This is a genomic window from Colwellia ponticola, from assembly GCF_005885605.1.
Lineage (GTDB): Bacteria > Pseudomonadota > Gammaproteobacteria > Enterobacterales > Alteromonadaceae > Colwellia > Colwellia ponticola.
On record NZ_SZVP01000007.1, the window covers coordinates 1 to 17,294 of the forward strand.

18 protein-coding genes are annotated in these 17,294 nt (G+C 38.6%); 7 read left to right on the forward strand and 11 right to left on the reverse strand.

Features of this window, described 5'->3' with window-relative positions; genetic code table 11:
• Positions 1-382 precede the first annotated feature (382 nt).
• On the forward strand, positions 383-940 hold the full coding sequence (locus FCS21_RS08910; RefSeq protein WP_138622539.1) for a gamma carbonic anhydrase family protein: 558 nt from the start codon (positions 383-385) through the stop codon (positions 938-940).
• Between the two features lie 8 nt (positions 941-948).
• On the opposite strand, the gene FCS21_RS08915 is transcribed toward FCS21_RS08910, so the two are convergent.
• The 4 genes from FCS21_RS08915 to tsaC all read right to left on the reverse strand — a co-directional run bounded on the left by FCS21_RS08915 (position 949) and on the right by tsaC (position 3,594).
• Positions 949-1,182: a hypothetical protein gene (locus tag FCS21_RS08915; RefSeq protein ID WP_118056279.1), complete on the reverse strand. Its 234-nt coding sequence runs from the start codon at positions 1,180-1,182 to the stop codon at positions 949-951.
• Positions 1,182-2,018 (reverse strand): shikimate dehydrogenase, encoded by an 837-nt coding sequence (gene aroE / locus FCS21_RS08920; RefSeq protein ID WP_138622541.1) that lies wholly within the window; start codon positions 2,016-2,018, stop codon positions 1,182-1,184. The genes FCS21_RS08915 and aroE overlap by 1 nt, the downstream gene beginning before the upstream one ends.
• Positions 2,019-2,148: 130 nt before the next feature.
• A complete protein-coding gene (locus FCS21_RS08925; RefSeq protein ID WP_138622543.1) occupies positions 2,149-2,847 on the reverse strand; it encodes an OmpW/AlkL family protein in 699 nt (232 codons plus the stop codon).
• A 195-nt stretch (positions 2,848-3,042) separates the two neighbouring features.
• Positions 3,043-3,594 carry an L-threonylcarbamoyladenylate synthase type 1 TsaC gene (tsaC, locus tag FCS21_RS08930; protein WP_138622545.1) on the reverse strand — a complete coding sequence of 184 codons (552 nt, stop codon included), beginning with the start codon at positions 3,592-3,594 and terminating at the stop codon, positions 3,043-3,045.
• A 195-nt stretch (positions 3,595-3,789) separates the two neighbouring features.
• Here tsaC and purE point away from each other — a divergent pair, with 195 nt between their 5' ends.
• Positions 3,790-4,272: a 5-(carboxyamino)imidazole ribonucleotide mutase gene (gene purE / locus FCS21_RS08935; RefSeq protein ID WP_138622547.1), complete on the forward strand. Its 483-nt coding sequence runs from the start codon at positions 3,790-3,792 to the stop codon at positions 4,270-4,272.
• A 9-nt stretch (positions 4,273-4,281) separates the two neighbouring features.
• Positions 4,282-5,439: a 5-(carboxyamino)imidazole ribonucleotide synthase gene (locus FCS21_RS08940; protein ID WP_138622549.1), complete on the forward strand. Its 1,158-nt coding sequence runs from the start codon at positions 4,282-4,284 to the stop codon at positions 5,437-5,439.
• A gap of 78 nt (positions 5,440-5,517) precedes the next feature.
• On the opposite strand, the gene FCS21_RS08945 is transcribed toward FCS21_RS08940, so the two are convergent.
• The 4 genes from FCS21_RS08945 to FCS21_RS08960 all read right to left on the reverse strand — a co-directional run bounded on the left by FCS21_RS08945 (position 5,518) and on the right by FCS21_RS08960 (position 9,066).
• Positions 5,518-6,081, reverse strand: a complete 564-nt coding sequence (locus FCS21_RS08945) for a DNA topoisomerase family protein (protein WP_138622551.1) — start codon at positions 6,079-6,081, stop codon at positions 5,518-5,520.
• A 134-nt stretch (positions 6,082-6,215) separates the two neighbouring features.
• A complete protein-coding gene (locus FCS21_RS08950) occupies positions 6,216-6,689 on the reverse strand; it encodes a DUF494 family protein (protein ID WP_138622553.1) in 474 nt (157 codons plus the stop codon).
• Between the two features lie 19 nt (positions 6,690-6,708).
• Positions 6,709-7,872 (reverse strand): DNA-processing protein DprA, encoded by a 1,164-nt coding sequence (dprA, locus tag FCS21_RS08955; protein WP_138622555.1) that lies wholly within the window; start codon positions 7,870-7,872, stop codon positions 6,709-6,711.
• A 90-nt stretch (positions 7,873-7,962) separates the two neighbouring features.
• Entirely contained in the window at positions 7,963-9,066 is a 1,104-nt protein-coding gene (locus tag FCS21_RS08960; protein WP_138622556.1) for a LysM peptidoglycan-binding domain-containing protein, read from the reverse strand.
• A 167-nt stretch (positions 9,067-9,233) separates the two neighbouring features.
• Here FCS21_RS08960 and def point away from each other — a divergent pair, with 167 nt between their 5' ends.
• From def to trkA, 4 genes are read left to right on the forward strand one after another with little or no spacing between them, the layout of a single operon-like run.
• Positions 9,234-9,749: a peptide deformylase gene (gene def, locus FCS21_RS08965; protein WP_138622558.1), complete on the forward strand. Its 516-nt coding sequence runs from the start codon at positions 9,234-9,236 to the stop codon at positions 9,747-9,749.
• Positions 9,750-9,785: 36 nt separating this feature from the next.
• Complete coding sequence (gene fmt, locus FCS21_RS08970; RefSeq protein ID WP_138622560.1) at positions 9,786-10,775, forward strand: methionyl-tRNA formyltransferase; 990 nt, start codon at positions 9,786-9,788, stop codon at positions 10,773-10,775.
• Between the two features lie 7 nt (positions 10,776-10,782).
• Positions 10,783-12,105: a 16S rRNA (cytosine(967)-C(5))-methyltransferase RsmB gene (gene rsmB, locus FCS21_RS08975; protein ID WP_138622562.1), complete on the forward strand. Its 1,323-nt coding sequence runs from the start codon at positions 10,783-10,785 to the stop codon at positions 12,103-12,105.
• A 29-nt stretch (positions 12,106-12,134) separates the two neighbouring features.
• Positions 12,135-13,511, forward strand: coding sequence for a Trk system potassium transporter TrkA (gene trkA / locus FCS21_RS08980; RefSeq protein ID WP_138622564.1), 1,377 nt, complete (start codon positions 12,135-12,137; stop codon positions 13,509-13,511).
• 204 nt (positions 13,512-13,715) lie between these two features.
• Here the strand turns inward: trkA and FCS21_RS08985 are convergent, their stop codons facing one another.
• Genes FCS21_RS08985 through pepQ form a run of 3 tightly spaced genes read right to left on the reverse strand, consistent with a single transcriptional unit; the run spans position 13,716 to position 17,187 of the window.
• Positions 13,716-15,167, reverse strand: coding sequence for a TrkH family potassium uptake protein (locus FCS21_RS08985; protein WP_138622566.1), 1,452 nt, complete (start codon positions 15,165-15,167; stop codon positions 13,716-13,718).
• A gap of 24 nt (positions 15,168-15,191) precedes the next feature.
• A complete protein-coding gene (locus FCS21_RS08990) occupies positions 15,192-15,806 on the reverse strand; it encodes a YigZ family protein (RefSeq protein ID WP_138622568.1) in 615 nt (204 codons plus the stop codon).
• Positions 15,807-15,831: 25 nt separating this feature from the next.
• Entirely contained in the window at positions 15,832-17,187 is a 1,356-nt protein-coding gene (pepQ, locus tag FCS21_RS08995) for a Xaa-Pro dipeptidase (protein ID WP_138622570.1), read from the reverse strand.
• Positions 17,188-17,294: the final 107 nt, after the last annotated feature.

Below are 17,294 nucleotides of genomic sequence, written 5' to 3' on the forward strand. Positions count from 1 at the left end.
GTTTATTTTAAAGTATTTTAAAAACATTTTAAAAGTTCACGTTAAGTTAACAGATTTACCTTAAAAGGTAAGAGATAACCTATCAAAACAGTTCGTTGATGGTTCATTTTGCGTGAACCCCTTGGAACTGGAGCGCATTATAGAGATTTCAGTTTGTTGGTCAACCTTTTTCTTTCGAAAAAGACTAATACTTTTACCTTGCTTTAATTTCACACAGACCTTGTATACGCTTTACCCTGAGTGTTCACAATACATGCTATTTAGCTATCGACTGCATCTTTGCTAATTAGGTTTGATTATTCACTTTACTGCTTTTATTAATTGCCTATGTTATTTTTAGTGTTAACTCTTTTATAAATGCTACATAACAACAGGTACTATTATGTCTTTTACCAATATTCGCCCCTATAAGGGCATTACTCCTAAGCTAGGTACACATACTTTTGTTGATGATTCAGCAATTCTCGTTGGTGACATTACGTTGTCTGATGATGTAAGTATTTGGCCTTTAGTTGCTGCACGTGGTGATGTAAACACTATAACGATTGGTGCGCGCACTAATGTTCAAGATGGTAGCGTTTTACATGTAACCCGAAAAAGCATTAACAACCCTGAAGGTAACCCATTAATTATTGGTGAGGATGTAACAATTGGGCATTTATGTATGTTACATGGATGTACGCTTGGCAACAGAATCCTGGTTGGTATGGGTGCGATAATTATGGATGGGGCTGTAGTTCAAGATGATGTATTTATTGGAGCTGGTACTTTAGTACCACCCAATAAAGTATTAGAAAGCGGCTTTTTATATGTCGGTAATCCGATGAAAAAAGCACGACCATTAAAAGAAAGTGAAAGTGCTTTTTTAAAACAATCTGCTATTAATTATACTGAGCTTAAAGATGACTATCTTGCAGAGTTAAACATTAACCCAAAATAGCTAAGTCATTAACGCATTTCTATATGAATCGTATTACCCTCTGGCTCATTTTTTTCGAGCCAGAGTTCGACGATCTCTTCTAAGTCAAACTTAGTACAGCTATCTATTTCATCGCCTGGCTTTAACCCAGTAGAGTGAAAATAAATAGTAATAAGCTCACCCGCTAATAACGCCGTCAAACAATAGGCATCATTTGTTTTATCAAAGCTTAAATCATCGTTAAATAGAATAGCTTGATTCATTATGCTTCAACTTCTAGGGCATGACGCAATGCGCTAATGACAGGTTCAACCGCAGGGGTAACACCTCGCCAAATAGAGAAGCTTACTGCCGCCTGTCCTACTAGCATACCTAAACCGTCAATCACTTGATTGGCTCCTTGTTGTTTAGCCCACACTAGAAAAGGTGTTAAGGTTTTACCATAAACCATGTCATAGCAAACCACTGACGGGGTAATTAATTGAGCAGGGATAGGTGGTAATTGACCCGATAAACTAGCGGAGGTGGCATTAATAATTAAGTCAAAGGTGTTATCGGCGCTAATTGAAAAACCACAGGCAGTGACTCTAGGGTCTGCAAATTGCAAACAAAGCTGTTCCGCTTTGCTAAACGTGCGATTAGCTACAGTGATACTTTGTGGCTGTTGCGCTAATAAAGGTAAAATAACCCCTTTGGCTGCACCACCAGCACCGAGCAATAAAATACGACTATTTTTCAATTTCACATTATTGCGTAGTAAATCTTGTACTAAGCCTTCTCCATCAGTATTGTCGCCTTTAATCTTGCCATCAACAAAACTCAAGGTATTTACCGCCCCAGCTAAACGCGCACGCTCAGTGAGTTCATCGGATAGTGCTAGTGCCTGTTCTTTAAATGGCACGGTGACGTTAGCGCCTTTGCCGTTTTGCTTAATAAAATCGGTGACTGCATTAGCAAAACCGTCAATATCAACTAACTGCTTTTGATAGTTAATGTTTTGTTGGCTTTCATGAGCAAAAATATGGTGAATATCTGGTGAGCGTGAATGGGCAATAGGATTACCGAAAACGCGATATTGATCTAAAGTCTGTTGAGTCATAGTCATTCAAGTAAATTAACGTATTGCTATAGCCTAACTGAATCAATAATTAATGAACACAAAAAAGCAGTAACCCTTGAAAAAAGTTACCGCTTTTATTATTTTTTGAAAATTAGCCGAAACGTTATCGTTAGAAAGTATAACCAAGCATCACTGAATAGACCATAGGGTCAACATCAACAGTTGCACTACCAATACTATCTCCACCAACATCAAAAGTTACATCTGTTGATATATCAATATAACGAGCTGAAACGTTTACTGACCAGTTATCACCTAAATCATAATCTGCACCAACTTGCACAGAGTAACCAAACGAACCATCTAATTCTAAATTACTTAACCCTAAAGTTTGTGGTGCAGGCTCAAATTTTTCATCAAAAAAGATTGTGTAGTTAATACCTGCACCAACATAAGGTTTAAAGGCTGTACCTGTATCAAAGTAATACAATGCGCTTAATGTTGGCGGTAAATGTTTTATATTAGCTAACTTAGCACCATCTAGACCACCAGGAACTCCCAAAGCACCACCTAAAGCCGCTGTTGGATCGTGTAAAGTTGCATCATGAGTAAATGGCGTTGCCGCTAATAGCTCAATAGCCCAGTTGCTATCAAAGAAATAAACAAAATTTAGGCCTAGCTGAGTATTATCATCAACGCTCATTGAAGCGCCTGTTGCGTTAGAACCACCTAATAAAATAGCAGATTGACCACTATCTGGTGAAACCATAGTAGCACCACCACGAATAAGAATATCGCCAGCTTGATTGGCAAACGCTGCAGTTGAAAGGGTTGATAATAAAGCGACTGTTAATAATGTTTTTTTCATGATTTGTTATCCTTAAAGTAGTTAAAGATATAATAATCATATTGATTTAAAAATACTTGATCTAGCGCAAGATTTACAAGCACTTTATATCACGCTAAGCGATACTTTGATCTCGATCATATTGTTATCACTAGTCTATATCTTTATTAGCAACTTAGTAATACGAGGTTACAGATTTTGAAAGTAACATATTCGCTACCCTCTGATAACTCGTCCTGTTAAGGCATCAATAATGGTTGATGGAGAACTGTGCCCTAAAGTGACTCCTTTAACAATAAAGTCGACCTGGTGACTGAGTATTGGGTCTAATAACTGCCATGTTTTAGCAGGCTCTTGCCCAGATAAATTAGCACTGGTAGATACTATAGGTTTATTGGTTTTATTACACAAAGCAACGACATCGGGTTGAGTGGTAATTCTTACGGCTATGGAGTCAAAAGCCCCAGATAATAATGGCGAGATATTCTCATTTTTAGGTATTAACTGAGTAACGCCATCAGACCATCTCGATAACACGGTATTACGCTTATCTTGTGGTATTTTACTTTCATCAATATACGGTAATAGTTGAGTATAATTACCGGCAAGTAAAATAAGCCCCTTTTCAGCTGTTCTGTTTTTTAGCTTTAGCAAACGCTTTAGTGATACTTCGTTGTCGGGATCGCAACCAAGACCGAATACAGCCTCTGTAGGGTAAGCAATAATGCCTCCTTGTTGAAAAACATCTTCTACATTCTTTTCTTGCACAAACAAGCCCTTTATTAATAATGATATCGACGATAATATTACTAAATTCTTTTAATGAATAGCTAATAATAGATTAATTTCTGGATAGTGGAGTTCTATATTCCGTATTGAGTGAAACAAGGTTATAATTGCTAGCTTATTTTTTAATTTCTTCATATATAGAAGAATATTCAATTCTTTTTAAGGGCTAAGTTCATGACAGTCGGTATCATCATGGGGTCAAAATCTGATTGGCCAACAATGCAACATGCGGCAGAAATGCTTGATCTATTAGGTGTTAAGTATGAAACGAAAGTGGTTTCTGCTCATCGTACTCCTCATTTGTTAGCTGAATATGCTGAAGGCGCGAAAGATAGAGGTATTAAAGTCATTATTGGTGGTGCTGGTGGCGCTGCTCACTTGCCTGGTATGACTGCTGCTTATACTTGTTTACCTGTACTTGGCGTGCCTGTACAGTCGAAAGCACTAAATGGTCAAGATTCTTTATTATCTATTGTACAAATGCCTAAAGGAATTGCAGTAGGAACCTTAGCTATAGGTACTGCCGGTGCTGCTAATGCCGGTTTACTAGCCGCACAAATTATTGGGACTTTCGATGCTCAAATCCAAAAAAATATAGAAGCGTTTCGTAAAAATCAAACCGAAACAATACTTGCTAACCCAAACCCGGCAGAATAAAGATACCTCATGAATAAAGTTCTCATACTTGGCGCAGGTCAATTAGCTCGAATGATGGAATTAGCGGGCACACCTTTAAATTTAGATGTTAAAGCATTTGATGTCAGAACTGATAAGGTCGTTAGCCCTATTTACCCTGATCGTATCTATGGCGACTTAAAAGACGGCATTACTAATGCCGACGTAATTACCGCAGAGTTTGAACATGTAGCACATGATGTATTAGCAGAGTGCGAACTATCTAATAAACTGTTTCCAACAAGTAACGCCATTAAAATTGGTGGAGATAGACGACTAGAAAAAGCATTGCTTAAGTCTTGTAATGTCAGTAACGCTAATCATTACTTTATTAATAATAAAGGTGACTTTGATAAAGCGCTTAAATGCTTATCCTTACCTATTATATTTAAAACTGCACTTGATGGCTATGATGGTAAAGGCCAGTGGCGATTAAAGTCTACTGATGATGCCGATGTTATTTGGCAAGATATGGCTGACTTTCTTACTGCTTCACAAACAAGTGTTGAGCAAGGTATTGTTGCTGAACAAATGGTGCCATTTGATCGTGAAGTTTCGTTAGTTGGAGTTCGCCGAATTAATGGCGATACTGCGGTTTATCCATTAACTGAAAACCACCATACCAACGGTATTTTAAGTGTATCGGTTGCAGCAACTGTTAATTCACAATTACAGCAGCAAGCAGGAGCAGTATTTAAAGCCTTAGCTGATAAGCTCAACTATGTTGGTGTGCTGGCTATTGAGTTTTTCCAAGTTGGTGAGCAACTGTTGGTTAATGAAATTGCTCCTAGAGTGCATAACTCAGGTCACTGGACGCAACAAGGTGCTGACACCTGTCAGTTTGAAAATCATTTACGCGCTATTTGTGATTTACCTTTAGGTAGTACTGCACTGATTCGCCCCACAGCAATGATTAACATTATTGGTGAAGATAGCGTGCCTAATGAGGTCCTTGCGATACCAAGTGCTACTATCCATTGGTATAACAAAGGTAAACGTGTAGGTCGTAAAATGGGTCATATCAATGTTAGCGGTGATACTGAATTACAATTAGCTGAACATTTACAAACATTAGCTAAGATACTTGATAAAAAAGCTTATCCTGATCTTATTGACTTCGCCAAAAACTATTTAGAAAAGTTAAGTTAAGCATTCATTATGCTGGTAATTGAAAAAGACGCTTTTTAGCGTCTTTTTTATGTTTGTCATATTATGCAGATAATTCGATTATAATAATTTTTGCATATAAGAACACTTTTTATCTGCACACTGATACTTAATGCCAGCCGCCATATTTCGCTTTAATAACAAAGGAAAATGGCATTTTTCACAGCAACCTTCAACGGGTTCATGATTAACAACAAATTTACACTTGGGGTAGGCATCACAAGAATAGAATTTCTTACCAAAACGACTGGTTTTTTCTTGCAGTGAGCCTTTATTACAACTTGGACAGACCACATTCTCTATTATCTCTTGCGGCTCTTGTTCAATATGATGGCATGCTGGGAAGTTACTACAACCAATAAACATACCATAGCGCCCCTGTTTAACCGCTAACACATGCCCGCATAATGGACACTCACTACCAGGTAATAGCTTATCTTCAACCCGTTCATGCTCAACCACGGCGCGAGTATATTGACAGTTAGGGTAACTTACACAACCTAAAAAAGTACCTGACTTACCATGCTTAATTGATAACTCTGAACCACATTCAGGGCACACATGGTATTCTTTATCTAAAGCATGTTCGTGATGAGTAAAAAGCGGTTTATCGGAATCAGACATTATTGGAAATTGCGTATAAGATGAGTATGCTACCATTATGCCACAAAATGTTACTGAGCATATTGCTCAGTAACGGTTAACAAAATAGACAGCATAATAACATAGAGTTAATAATGGCTGCTTAATAGATGTTATTAATGCAGCGGACCTTCTTGTTCTTCAAATATTAAATCTTCTAATTGTGAATAAGCAGATTCTTTACCCGGCACATTAAATAATACCATAAGAATAACCCACTTAAGATCATCCATAGAAAAGTACTTAGTATCAAGTTCCATAACTCTATCGATTACCATTTCACGTGTGGTAAAATCAAGTACATTTACCTGCTCTAAAAACATAATAAAGCCTCGACTTTCAGTATCAAGTAATTGCATTTCTTCTGCGGTATAAATACGTACAGATTTACTACCAACACGGGTAAGATAAGGGTAAGCGTCAGTGTCTTGTAAAGCAGCAAGCTTTTCTAACCAAGTTAATGCTTTATATATTTCATCCTGATGAAAACCAGCACGAGTTAATTCGTCAGTTAACAACTCATTATCTACCATTGCTTCGGCTTCATTTTGGATATATGTTTCAAAAAGATACATTAAGATATCAAACATAATTAACCCCTTATACTTTTTATTGCGTTCTAATGTAGCCTCCAGGTACTGCGGATACCAGACCACTTAGTTCAAGCATTGTTAACCGAATTAATACCTCCTCAACCGGAAGTTCGCTTCGTGAAACTACTTTATCTATGGGAGTAACTTCAAATCCCACATTATCCAACAACGCATCGTTACACAAGTTTTTTTGCTTTATTTCATCAGAACTCGCGCAAGTGCCTTGTTTAGTTGATATTAAAGACTGTTCACTATTATTTAAGTGTAGACTAGCTTGGTGAGTAAAATTGAACTCATCTACTATATCGGCACATTGCTCCACAAGTTTAGCGCCTTGTTTAATTAACCAATGGCACCCCTTAGCTTGCCTGTTTGCAATAGAACTGGGAATAGCAAACACCTCTCTATTTTGTTCTAATGCGCAGCGTGCGGTAATTAAAGAACCACTTTTTAATTCCGCCTCTACGACTAAAACGCCTAAGCTCAAACCACTAATTAGGCGATTTCTTTTAGGAAAGTGCCCAGCTCTTGCTTGTGTGCCAGGTAAAAACTCACTGATAATAGCGCCATTTGAGGCAATAATTTGCTGCGCTAAAGATAAATGCCGAGCTGGATATACTTGGTCTAACCCAGTAGCAACTACTGCAATAGTACTTGCAGGTTGACTCAGGGCACCACGATGAGCTGCTGCATCAATACCAAGAGCTAAGCCACTGGTAATAACAAAATTGTGTTGTAACAGCTGTTGGCATAATGAAAAGGCCGTATCTCGCCCCCCTGCGCTTGCAGAACGACTACCAACTACCGCTAGCTGTCGAGCATTAAGTAATAAAGAATTACCCTGAACAAACAGGACTAAAGGGGGATCATAAATTTGCTTAAGTAATTGAGGGTAGCGAGCATCATCAAAGCACACAATCGTACTTTTACATAACTCACTTGCTTGGATAATTTGTGTTATTTTCGACCAGTCTGGCTGATAAAAAGCGCTAAGTTGTTTTACGCTGAGATTATTTGCTGAACTGAGTATCGAATGTGTATTGTCTACCGAAAATAACGCCATTAGGCCAAAGGTTTCAACAAGCGCTATTTTTTTGTGAATAGCTAACCTGGGGACAAGCTTTAACGCTAACCAGAGTTTTATATTATGTTGATTCGCTTTTTTACTGTCATCAATCATTACTTGCCTTCTCCTTAAGCACAAGTCATACACTCAGTATCTAGAAAGTAGATTGCATCGCCGCCAGTACAGCTTTGCTATTCGTCTTTATTATGGCGCAGTAATTAAGTCATTTATTCTAGCTGGCTTATCGGTATGAAGAATAAGCGCCAGACTAGCTTTATGATAAACTTTAAAAATCATTAACTTACCTAGAGACTCTACGGGCATTTTATAATCAGCGCTAGTCATTTTATTCCAGCGTGAAGTTTCAGCACTATAAGCAGGACCACTACCCGTCTCAACCACTGCAGGACTGTTACGCTTTATCGCCATAACATCACCGACCGTAACACCATGTTCAATACCTCGATTAATCATCACAACCTCAAGTTTAGCAAATTCACGACCATTACTTATCGCTTTGACAATAGCGCCACGAAGTGATTCATGAGCTGCTTTCATCGAAAATACCGCAGGAAATAATTGCCCATCATTAACAGGGATTACGTAGTCTCCCGTTTGTATTTCTCTTTTTGCCTCACTAACATTTATAGTCGAAGGAATATCATTATTTATATCACCACGTGCTAATACTTGACCTGTCCCGACTAAATTGACATAAAAACCTAATGAGTCCCCTGTTTCAGGATCAAAAAGCTCTTCACCTTTATCGTAAATCGCATAACTATGTGCAACATCTAAATCTGCACTAACATAAACGTTAAAATCTTTTATCGACATTCTGTAGCCTTCATCACTACCAATGATATAGGGTAATACTTCAAGCTCATCTTCAGACAGTAAGTTAGTATAATTAATGAAGGGGGCAATCACTGCCAATGGTAACAAAGTAATAGCAGAGTCTTTCTTTTGTTCTTGGCGGATTTGAGGCGACCACTTATAACTTGGTTTTACAGGCTCTAATACCAGCATTGGCTCACCATTATCATCAAAAACAAGTTTTAAAATATCACCGGGATAGATTAAATGAGGGTTATTAATTTCTGGGTTTAAACGCCAAAGCTTAGGCCATAGCCAAGGTTGTTGCAGAAATAGTGTTGAAATATCCCATAAGGTATCACCTTTAACAACGACATATGTTTTAGGAGCATCATCATTCAATTTAATCTGCTCAGCCAAGGTTAATAATGAACAAGATAATAAAGATAATAAAGATAATAAAGATAATATAAATATAATTTTTTTAAGCATAGAGCTCATTCCTTTAAATACTTATACCCAAGTACTGTGAGTTTGAGTAATACCGAGCGACTTAAAAAATGCAGGTTTCAGTTAGAGTTACTTGAGTATATAATTAAAACATAACATTCTCGCTGAATTATCGCTAATTCTTTAAAAAAATTCTGTAAACAAAAAACATGACTATTTTAACTGTATTACGTTTTCCTGATCCGCGTTTAAGAACAAAAGCGCAACCTATTACTCATATTACCGATGACCTAGCTACAACTATAGATAATATGTTGGCAACTATGTACGCAGAAAAAGGTGTAGGCCTTGCTGCGACTCAAGTCGATATTCATCAACGTATCGTGGTAATGGATACCTCTGCAGATAATGATCAACCTTGGGTACTCATTAATCCTGAAATTATTGCTCGCAGTGATGAAACCTCTATTAATGAAGAAGGTTGCTTATCAGTTCCTGGCACTTATGCCAAAGTAGACCGCCATGATACTTGTACGGTAAAAGCTCTTGACCGTCACGGCAAAGCATTCACCTTAAACGCGACTGAATTACAAAGTATTTGTATACAACATGAGATAGACCACTTAAATGGGATCTTATTTGTTGATTACCTATCGCCACTTAAGCGTCAACGCATTCAAAAAAAGCTTGAAAAAGAAGCTAAACTTGAAAAAAACAACAAGTAAGTATTTACTTACTCACTTGCAACAATAGGAATAACATTGACTACCCCACTAAAAGTAATTTTTGCCGGCACGCCAGACTTTGCCGCCCAACATCTAGCAGCATTAATTAATAGTAAACATGATGTGATTGCTGTTTATTGTCCGCCTGACAAACCGTCTGGCCGCGGCAAAAAACTCACCGCTTGTACAACCAAATTACTCGCACTAGAACATAACATTATCGTTGAGCAGCCAGTTAATTTTAAAAGTGAAGCCGCTCAGCAACAATTAGCACAATATGATGCTGATATTATGGTGGTAGTTGCCTATGGTTTATTATTACCCGAAGTTATTTTAAATGCCCCACGTTTAGGTTGTATTAATGTCCATGGCTCAATTTTACCGAAATGGCGTGGTGCTGCACCTATTCAGCGTTCACTTGAAGCAGGAGATAATAAAACCGGTGTCACTATTATGCAAATGGACAAAGGCTTAGATACTGGCGACATGATATTAACAGCGCAGTGTGATATAGAAAACACAGACACTAGCGCCAGTCTTTATGAAAAACTGGCTAACCTAGGCCCTACCGCCTTACTGGAAACGCTAGACCTGATGGCACAGCTTAACTATAAAGCCAGTGACCACAATATTGCTCAAGATAATGAATTAGCGACTTACGCGAAAAAACTTGATAAAGCCGAAGCTGAGCTTAACTGGCAGCTAAGTGCGGAACAACTTCACCGCAAAATTAGAGCTTATATACCCTGGCCTGTTGCGCAATTTACCTTTACTGAGTCAGAAACAGAGCCGAAACAACACACATTAAGAGTATGGCAAGCATCAGTACAAGAGTATCAAGGTAATGCCGCGCCTGGGACCATTATAAAAGCAGACAAAAACGGTATAGAAGTGGCAACAGCAAATGGTGCACTACGCCTAGAGGTGATTCAATTACCAGGTAAAAAAGCATTACCCGTAAAAGATCTCCTTAACGGTCGCAGCGATTGGTTCGTTGTCGGCAGTAATATAAACAAGCTTGGTTAAGACGATAATGATAATGAATAGTAGAGCGCTAGCAGCAAAATGTTGTTATGCGGTGATAGATCAAGGCCGAAGCTTAAGTGATGAACTACCCAAGCAACAAGATAAGTTAATCGGTAAAGATAAAGGCTTACTCCAAGAAATGTGCTACGGCGTACTTCGCTACCTACCTGAACTAGAAAACGATGTACGACATTTAATGCAAAAGCCATTAAAAGGGAAGCAACGTGTCTTTCACTTTTTGCTTTTAGTCGGTGTTTATCAAATACGATATATGCGCATACCTGATCATGCCGCGGTAAGTGAAACCGTGGCGGCAACCAGTGTGTTAAAAAACCGCCATATGAAAGCCCTTGTTAATGCTGTACTTAGGGGATTTCTACGTACGCTCGAAGCTGAAAGCAAACAAACGCATAAAATAGATAACAGTCTACCTGATCCAATTAAATACAATCACCCTGGCTGGTTTATTAAAAAAGTACAACAAGGCTATCCTGAGCAGTGGCAAGCAATACTCGAAGCAAATCAACAAAGACCCCCCATGTGGTTACGTGCTAACCAACAACACCATACTAGTGAACAATACCAAGCGCTCCTTAATGAAGCTAATATCGATATTGCTATTATTGAGCCTAATTCTCATGCCATCTCCCTAGTCAAACCAATAGATGTTGCTAAATTGCCTGGTTTTGATGAGGGCTGGGTTTCCGTGCAAGATGCTGCTGCACAACAAGCTGCGCGCTTACTCGACTGCCAACCCAATGATGTCGTACTTGATTGCTGCGCAGCACCTGGTGGTAAAACTTGTCATATACTTGAGCAGACCCCTACTATTGCCTCAATGACCGCAATCGATATTGAAGAAAGTCGACTAACGCGAGTACATGAAAACCTAGAACGCTTGCACTTAAGCGCTAACGTTATCGCTGCCGACGCAGCTAGTAAAGCGTGGTGGTCGGGTGAACAGTTCGATCGCATCTTACTTGATGCACCTTGTTCTGGTACTGGCGTTATTCGTCGCCACCCCGATATAAAGTGGTTACGTAAAGCTGATGATATTGACAAGTTAGTCATATTACAACAGCAAATCCTTGATAATATTTGGTCATTACTCAAGCCTGGTGGCACATTAGTTTATGCAACTTGCAGTATTTTACCTGAAGAAAATTGTCAGCAAATTTCACGTTTTATTGCACAAAATCAAGACGTACAATTAATTGCCATTAGTCCTGATAACGCAGATACTGATGAACAAGCAGTCGGTTGGCAATTATTACCCGACGATAAAAACATGGACGGCTTTTATTACGCCAAACTGTTAAAGCTCCAATAATATTAAATAACACAAGCAGAAAGTAACACATGAAAATAATCATAGTGGGTGCAGGACAAGTTGGCGGTACGTTGGCTGAAAACCTTGTTGGTGAAAATAACGATATTTCAGTCGTTGATATCGATGGGGAAAAGTTACGTGAATTACAAGATAAAATGGATTTACAAGTGGTTACTGGCCAAGGTAGCTACCCCGATGTTTTAAAAATTGCTGGCGCTGAAGATGCTGATATGGTTATTGCTGTCACCAGTGACGATGCAACCAATATGATTACCTGTCAAATATGCTCTTCCTTATTTAATACACCCAAAAAGATTGCCCGAATTCGCTCTAATCAAATATTAAAATACGCTGAACAACTTTTTCATAAAAACCACATTCCTATTGATCATATTATTGCCCCTGAAGAATTAGTTACCCGAGATATTGTACGCTTAATTGATTACCCTGGCGCATTACAAGTATTGGAGTTTGCACAAGGCAAAGTCAGCTTAGTCGCGGTAAAAGCCTATTATGGTGGCCTACTGGTAGGTCATGCTCTTTCCACACTCAAAGATCACATTCCTAATGTTGATACCCGTGTTGCTGCAATTTACCGAAATGGTAAACCTATCCGTCCGCTTGGCACCACAGTTATTGAAGCAGACGATGAAGTTTTTTTTATCGCGGCGAGTATTCATATTCGTGCAGTGATGAATGAATTACAAAAACTAGAGTCAGCTTATAAACGCATAATGATTGCTGGCGGCGGTAATATTGGTGCGGGGTTAGCGCGTATTTTAGAAAAAAATCATCAAGTAAAACTTATTGAGCGCTCGGCAATACGCGCTGAAGAGTTAACATCAGAGTTAAATGACACCTTAGTGTTTGCCGGTGACTCTTCTGATCAGGTCTTACTCACCGAAGAAAATATTGATCAGTTTGATATTTTTATCGCGGTTACTAACGATGATGAAGCTAATATTATGTCTTCACTGCTCGCTAAAAAGCTTGGCGTTCGCAAAACCATGGTACTCATTCAACGAGATGCCTACATTGACCTAATCCATGGCAGTACAATTGATATTGCTATTTCACCGCAACAGGCCACTATCTCCGCGTTATTAACTCATGTAAGACGTGGTGCTATTAATAATGTTTATAGTTTACGTGGTGGCGCAGCAGAAGCTATTGAAATTGTTGCTAAAGGTGATAAAAAATCCTCTAAAGTAGTGGGTCGTATTATCAAAAAGATCAAACTACCACCTGGTGCAACGATTGCAGCAATTGTTCGTGATAACGAAGTATTAATTGCCCACTCAAATACTGTTATTCATGAAGAAGACCACGTTATTTTATTTTTAGTCAATAAACGCTACATCTCTGATATTGAAAAGTTATTCCAAGTGAGTCCAATTTACTTCTAAGCTCTATCACTGCTGGCAGCTTATATGCCGTTAAGCTTTATTGGAGCGTTTGATAGTAAACATAATATCGCTTAGTGAGAAAATATCGATAGTTATGGACTTAACGTTTCTATAATCAATGCCTTTCCTAAAGGCATTGATAACTCTAACTGCTAGCTAAATACCTTCAAGTAGAAAGGGTATATAGTCTTTGAGTGATATTACTTATGAACGCCAAAAAGCTGGTGTAAATAAAACCAGTAAAGTAAATATCTCTAAACGACCAAACAACATCGCCATAATCAGCACCCACTTACTCATATCATTAATGGATGAGAAATTAGCAGCAACCTCACCTAATCCGGGACCAAGGTTATTGATACAAGCGGCAACCGCAGTAAAAGCGGTAATGTCATCCATACCTGTAGCCAATAGTAATAACATACAAATAACGAATACGGCCGCGTAAGCAGAGAAGAACCCCCATACGGCTTCAACAACGCGATCAGGTAATACTTTACGACCCAATTTGATACTAAAAATAGCACGAGGATGTACTAGCTTGTTTAATTCACGCAAGCCTTGTAAGTAAAGTAATATCACCCTAACCACTTTCATACCACCACCAGTACTGCCCGCACAACCACCGATAAAACTAGAAAAAATAAGTAACATAGGTAATAACGTTGGCCAATCGGCAAATGAGGTGGTGGCAAAACCTGCCGTACTGCCAATAGATACTGATTGGAATAAGGCCTGATCAAACGCTTGATCGGCATCTTGATAGGTACCACTTGTTAACAATACGGTAAAGCAAATTAACGTCAGCAACGCTTGAATGCTAATAAACACTTTAAACTCTGGATCAAAGAAGTAACTTTTAAGCGATTTATTTTGTACTGCCGCATAATGCAAGGCAAAGTTAACCCCCGCAATAAGTAAAAAGGTGACACAAACTAAGTTAATAGTCGGGCTATTAAAGTACCCCATACTGGCATCATGTGTAGAAAAGCCACCAATGGCTATGGTGGAAAAAGAGTGACAAATAGCATCAAATACTGACATTCCAGCCAGCCAATAAGCTAGCGCACAGGCAATAGTTAACCCTAAATAGATATACCACAAATGTTTTGCGGTATCGGCAATACGCGGAGTCATTTTTGAATCTTTAACCGGACCAGGAGTTTCAGCGCGATATAACTGCATACCACCAATGCCTAACATAGGTAATACGGCGACGGCTAAAACAATAATCCCCATACCACCTAACCATTGTAACTGCTGGCGATACCACAAGACTGCATGGGGTAAACCATCAATACGATTTAAAATGGTCGCCCCGGTGGTCGTTAAGCCAGAAAATGCTTCAAAAAAAGCATCAGTAGTCGATAGGTTTGGCTGCTCTAACAATATAAAAGGAATAGCAGAGAAGCTAGCGAGTACTAGCCAGAAAAGCACGACAATTAAAAAGCCTTCTCGGGCTTTGAGATCATTTTTTTCATGACGGTAAGGATACCAAGCTAAAAAGCCCGTACCTATACACCATAAAAAAGATAGAATAAAAGGTAACCCACCACCATCACGATAAATTAATGAAATTAATGCTGGTGGTAACATGGTTACACTAAGCAACGCCACCAACAAACCTAAAATTCGGATAATATTTTTATATTGCACGTTTTATTTTTCTTATTCGGTTTATTATTCGACTGTCGTTAACTTTAATTGCCCTGACGACAAGGTGTGTAATTTATCTTGCATTAAGCCCAGTTTTTCAAACGGGATAGCAAGCTGAAAAAGCACTGCTTGCTGATAATTTTGCGTAATGACTTGACCTTCAACTTGCTTAAGAAGATGCAAAACATCGTCTACTTGGCTATATTGACATGCTAAGGTTTTGTGCACCATCGCTATTTTAATTTTTGACTGTAAAAGTGCTAATGCTTGGCGAACACTACCACCGTAAGCACGTTGTAAACCACCTGTGCCTAATTTAGTACCGCCAAAATAGCGAACAACAATTGCACAGACCTGCCCTATACCACCACCTTGTAAGGCTAATAGCATAGGTTTTCCAGCCGTACCTGTTGGTTCACCATCATCAGAAAAACCGTAACCTTGACTGTCATCAGCCGCTTTAGTTAAAAATGCATGACAATGATGACTCGCTTGCGGGTGCAGTTGCTGTAGCTCTTTTAGCTGTGCTTTTGCTTGCGCTATATTTTCACAAGGTCGTAAATAACAGATAAAACGGCTACGGTTAATAATGCTTTCATCTTCAACATTATTAACCGCTATAGGATAGGATTTATTCACAGTAGGTTGCAACTCACTAGGTTCATTAAGTTAAGCCTAAATCCCGAGTCATATTCTCATTATGTGATTGATGGACAATAATATTATCTTCAATACGAATACCACCAAAACTGCGCATTTCATCAACATTTTGCCAATTAACTTGGTCCGAATTAGCAGAGCATTTTAAATCAGCAAGTAATGAATCAATAAAGTACAGTCCAGGCTCAATAGTAAACACTTGATTAGCTTCAATAACACGCGAAGTACGCAAGAAAGGGTGCGCGGCTGGTGTGTTCACATGAGTGCCACGTTCATCAGCCATAAAACCACCAACATCATGTACCTGTAAACCTAAATGATGCCCTAAACCATGAGGAAAGAAAGTAGAAATAATACCTGACTCTACCGCAGTATCCGCGTCAACATTAATAAAGTTAAAATCACGTAATACTTGGCCTATCGCTTTATACGCTTGAATATGCAAATCGACATAACTCAGCCCTGGCTTCAAACCATCGACGGCGTTAAGCATTAACAGATCCATACGCGCAATTAATTCAGCAAACTTGTCATTTTTATATGAATAAGTCCGAGTAATATCTGCTGAATAACCATTAAAGTTAGCACCCGCATCAATCAAAAATGATTGGTGTACCGGCGGAGTTTCTTTGTCTAACGACATGTAATGTAAAATTGAACAATTTTTGTTTAAGGCGACAATATTATTATAGGGTGTATCGTTACTACCGTACCCAATAGACTTAAGATAAGCCTGCTGAATATCGTATTCGCTATCTCCCTGTAAAAAGGCATGACGAGCCGCTTGATGTGCGTTAACCGCTAATATATTTGATTGGCGAAGGCACTCATGTTCATACTTTGATTTATAGCCACGATGGTAATGAATATAATTAAGTAAAGGTTCCGGATTAATCGTCTCAAAACCTAGAGCGGTAGCAACTTCAATATGACTACCAATATAGGCAAAGCCTTTTTTATCATAGGGGAGTAATTTCTCCACTTCACTGGCTTTGGTTAACACTTTAATATTAAAAAACTCACCCCAGTAGCTTTCATCTAAGACGGTAACTTTATGCCAAAAATCAACCGGTTGATAATAAATCAATGTTGGTTTGTCTTCGCCATTTACCACTAACCATGAGTTAGGGATATCAATCAGTGGTAACCAATATTTAAAATGAGGATTAACTTTAAAGGGATAACTATTATCATCAAGAAAAATTTTAATCTCTTGTCCTGAATGTATGACAATGCCTTCTAAATTTTCACGTGCAAGCACTGCTTTAGTAGTCTGCTGTAATTGAGCAATATGTGCTGGGTATTGTGCGGCCAGTTTTTCGTTAACTTGCGCATTAACTTCTACATTAAGTGTTGTCATATATTTTGTCTCCAAAAGACGGCCTTCAAAAAATTTGTCTCATGATAGCATACCCGATAAGAGCGACACTATTGAGATCATTAAGAACGCTAGCCAAATCCCTTGAA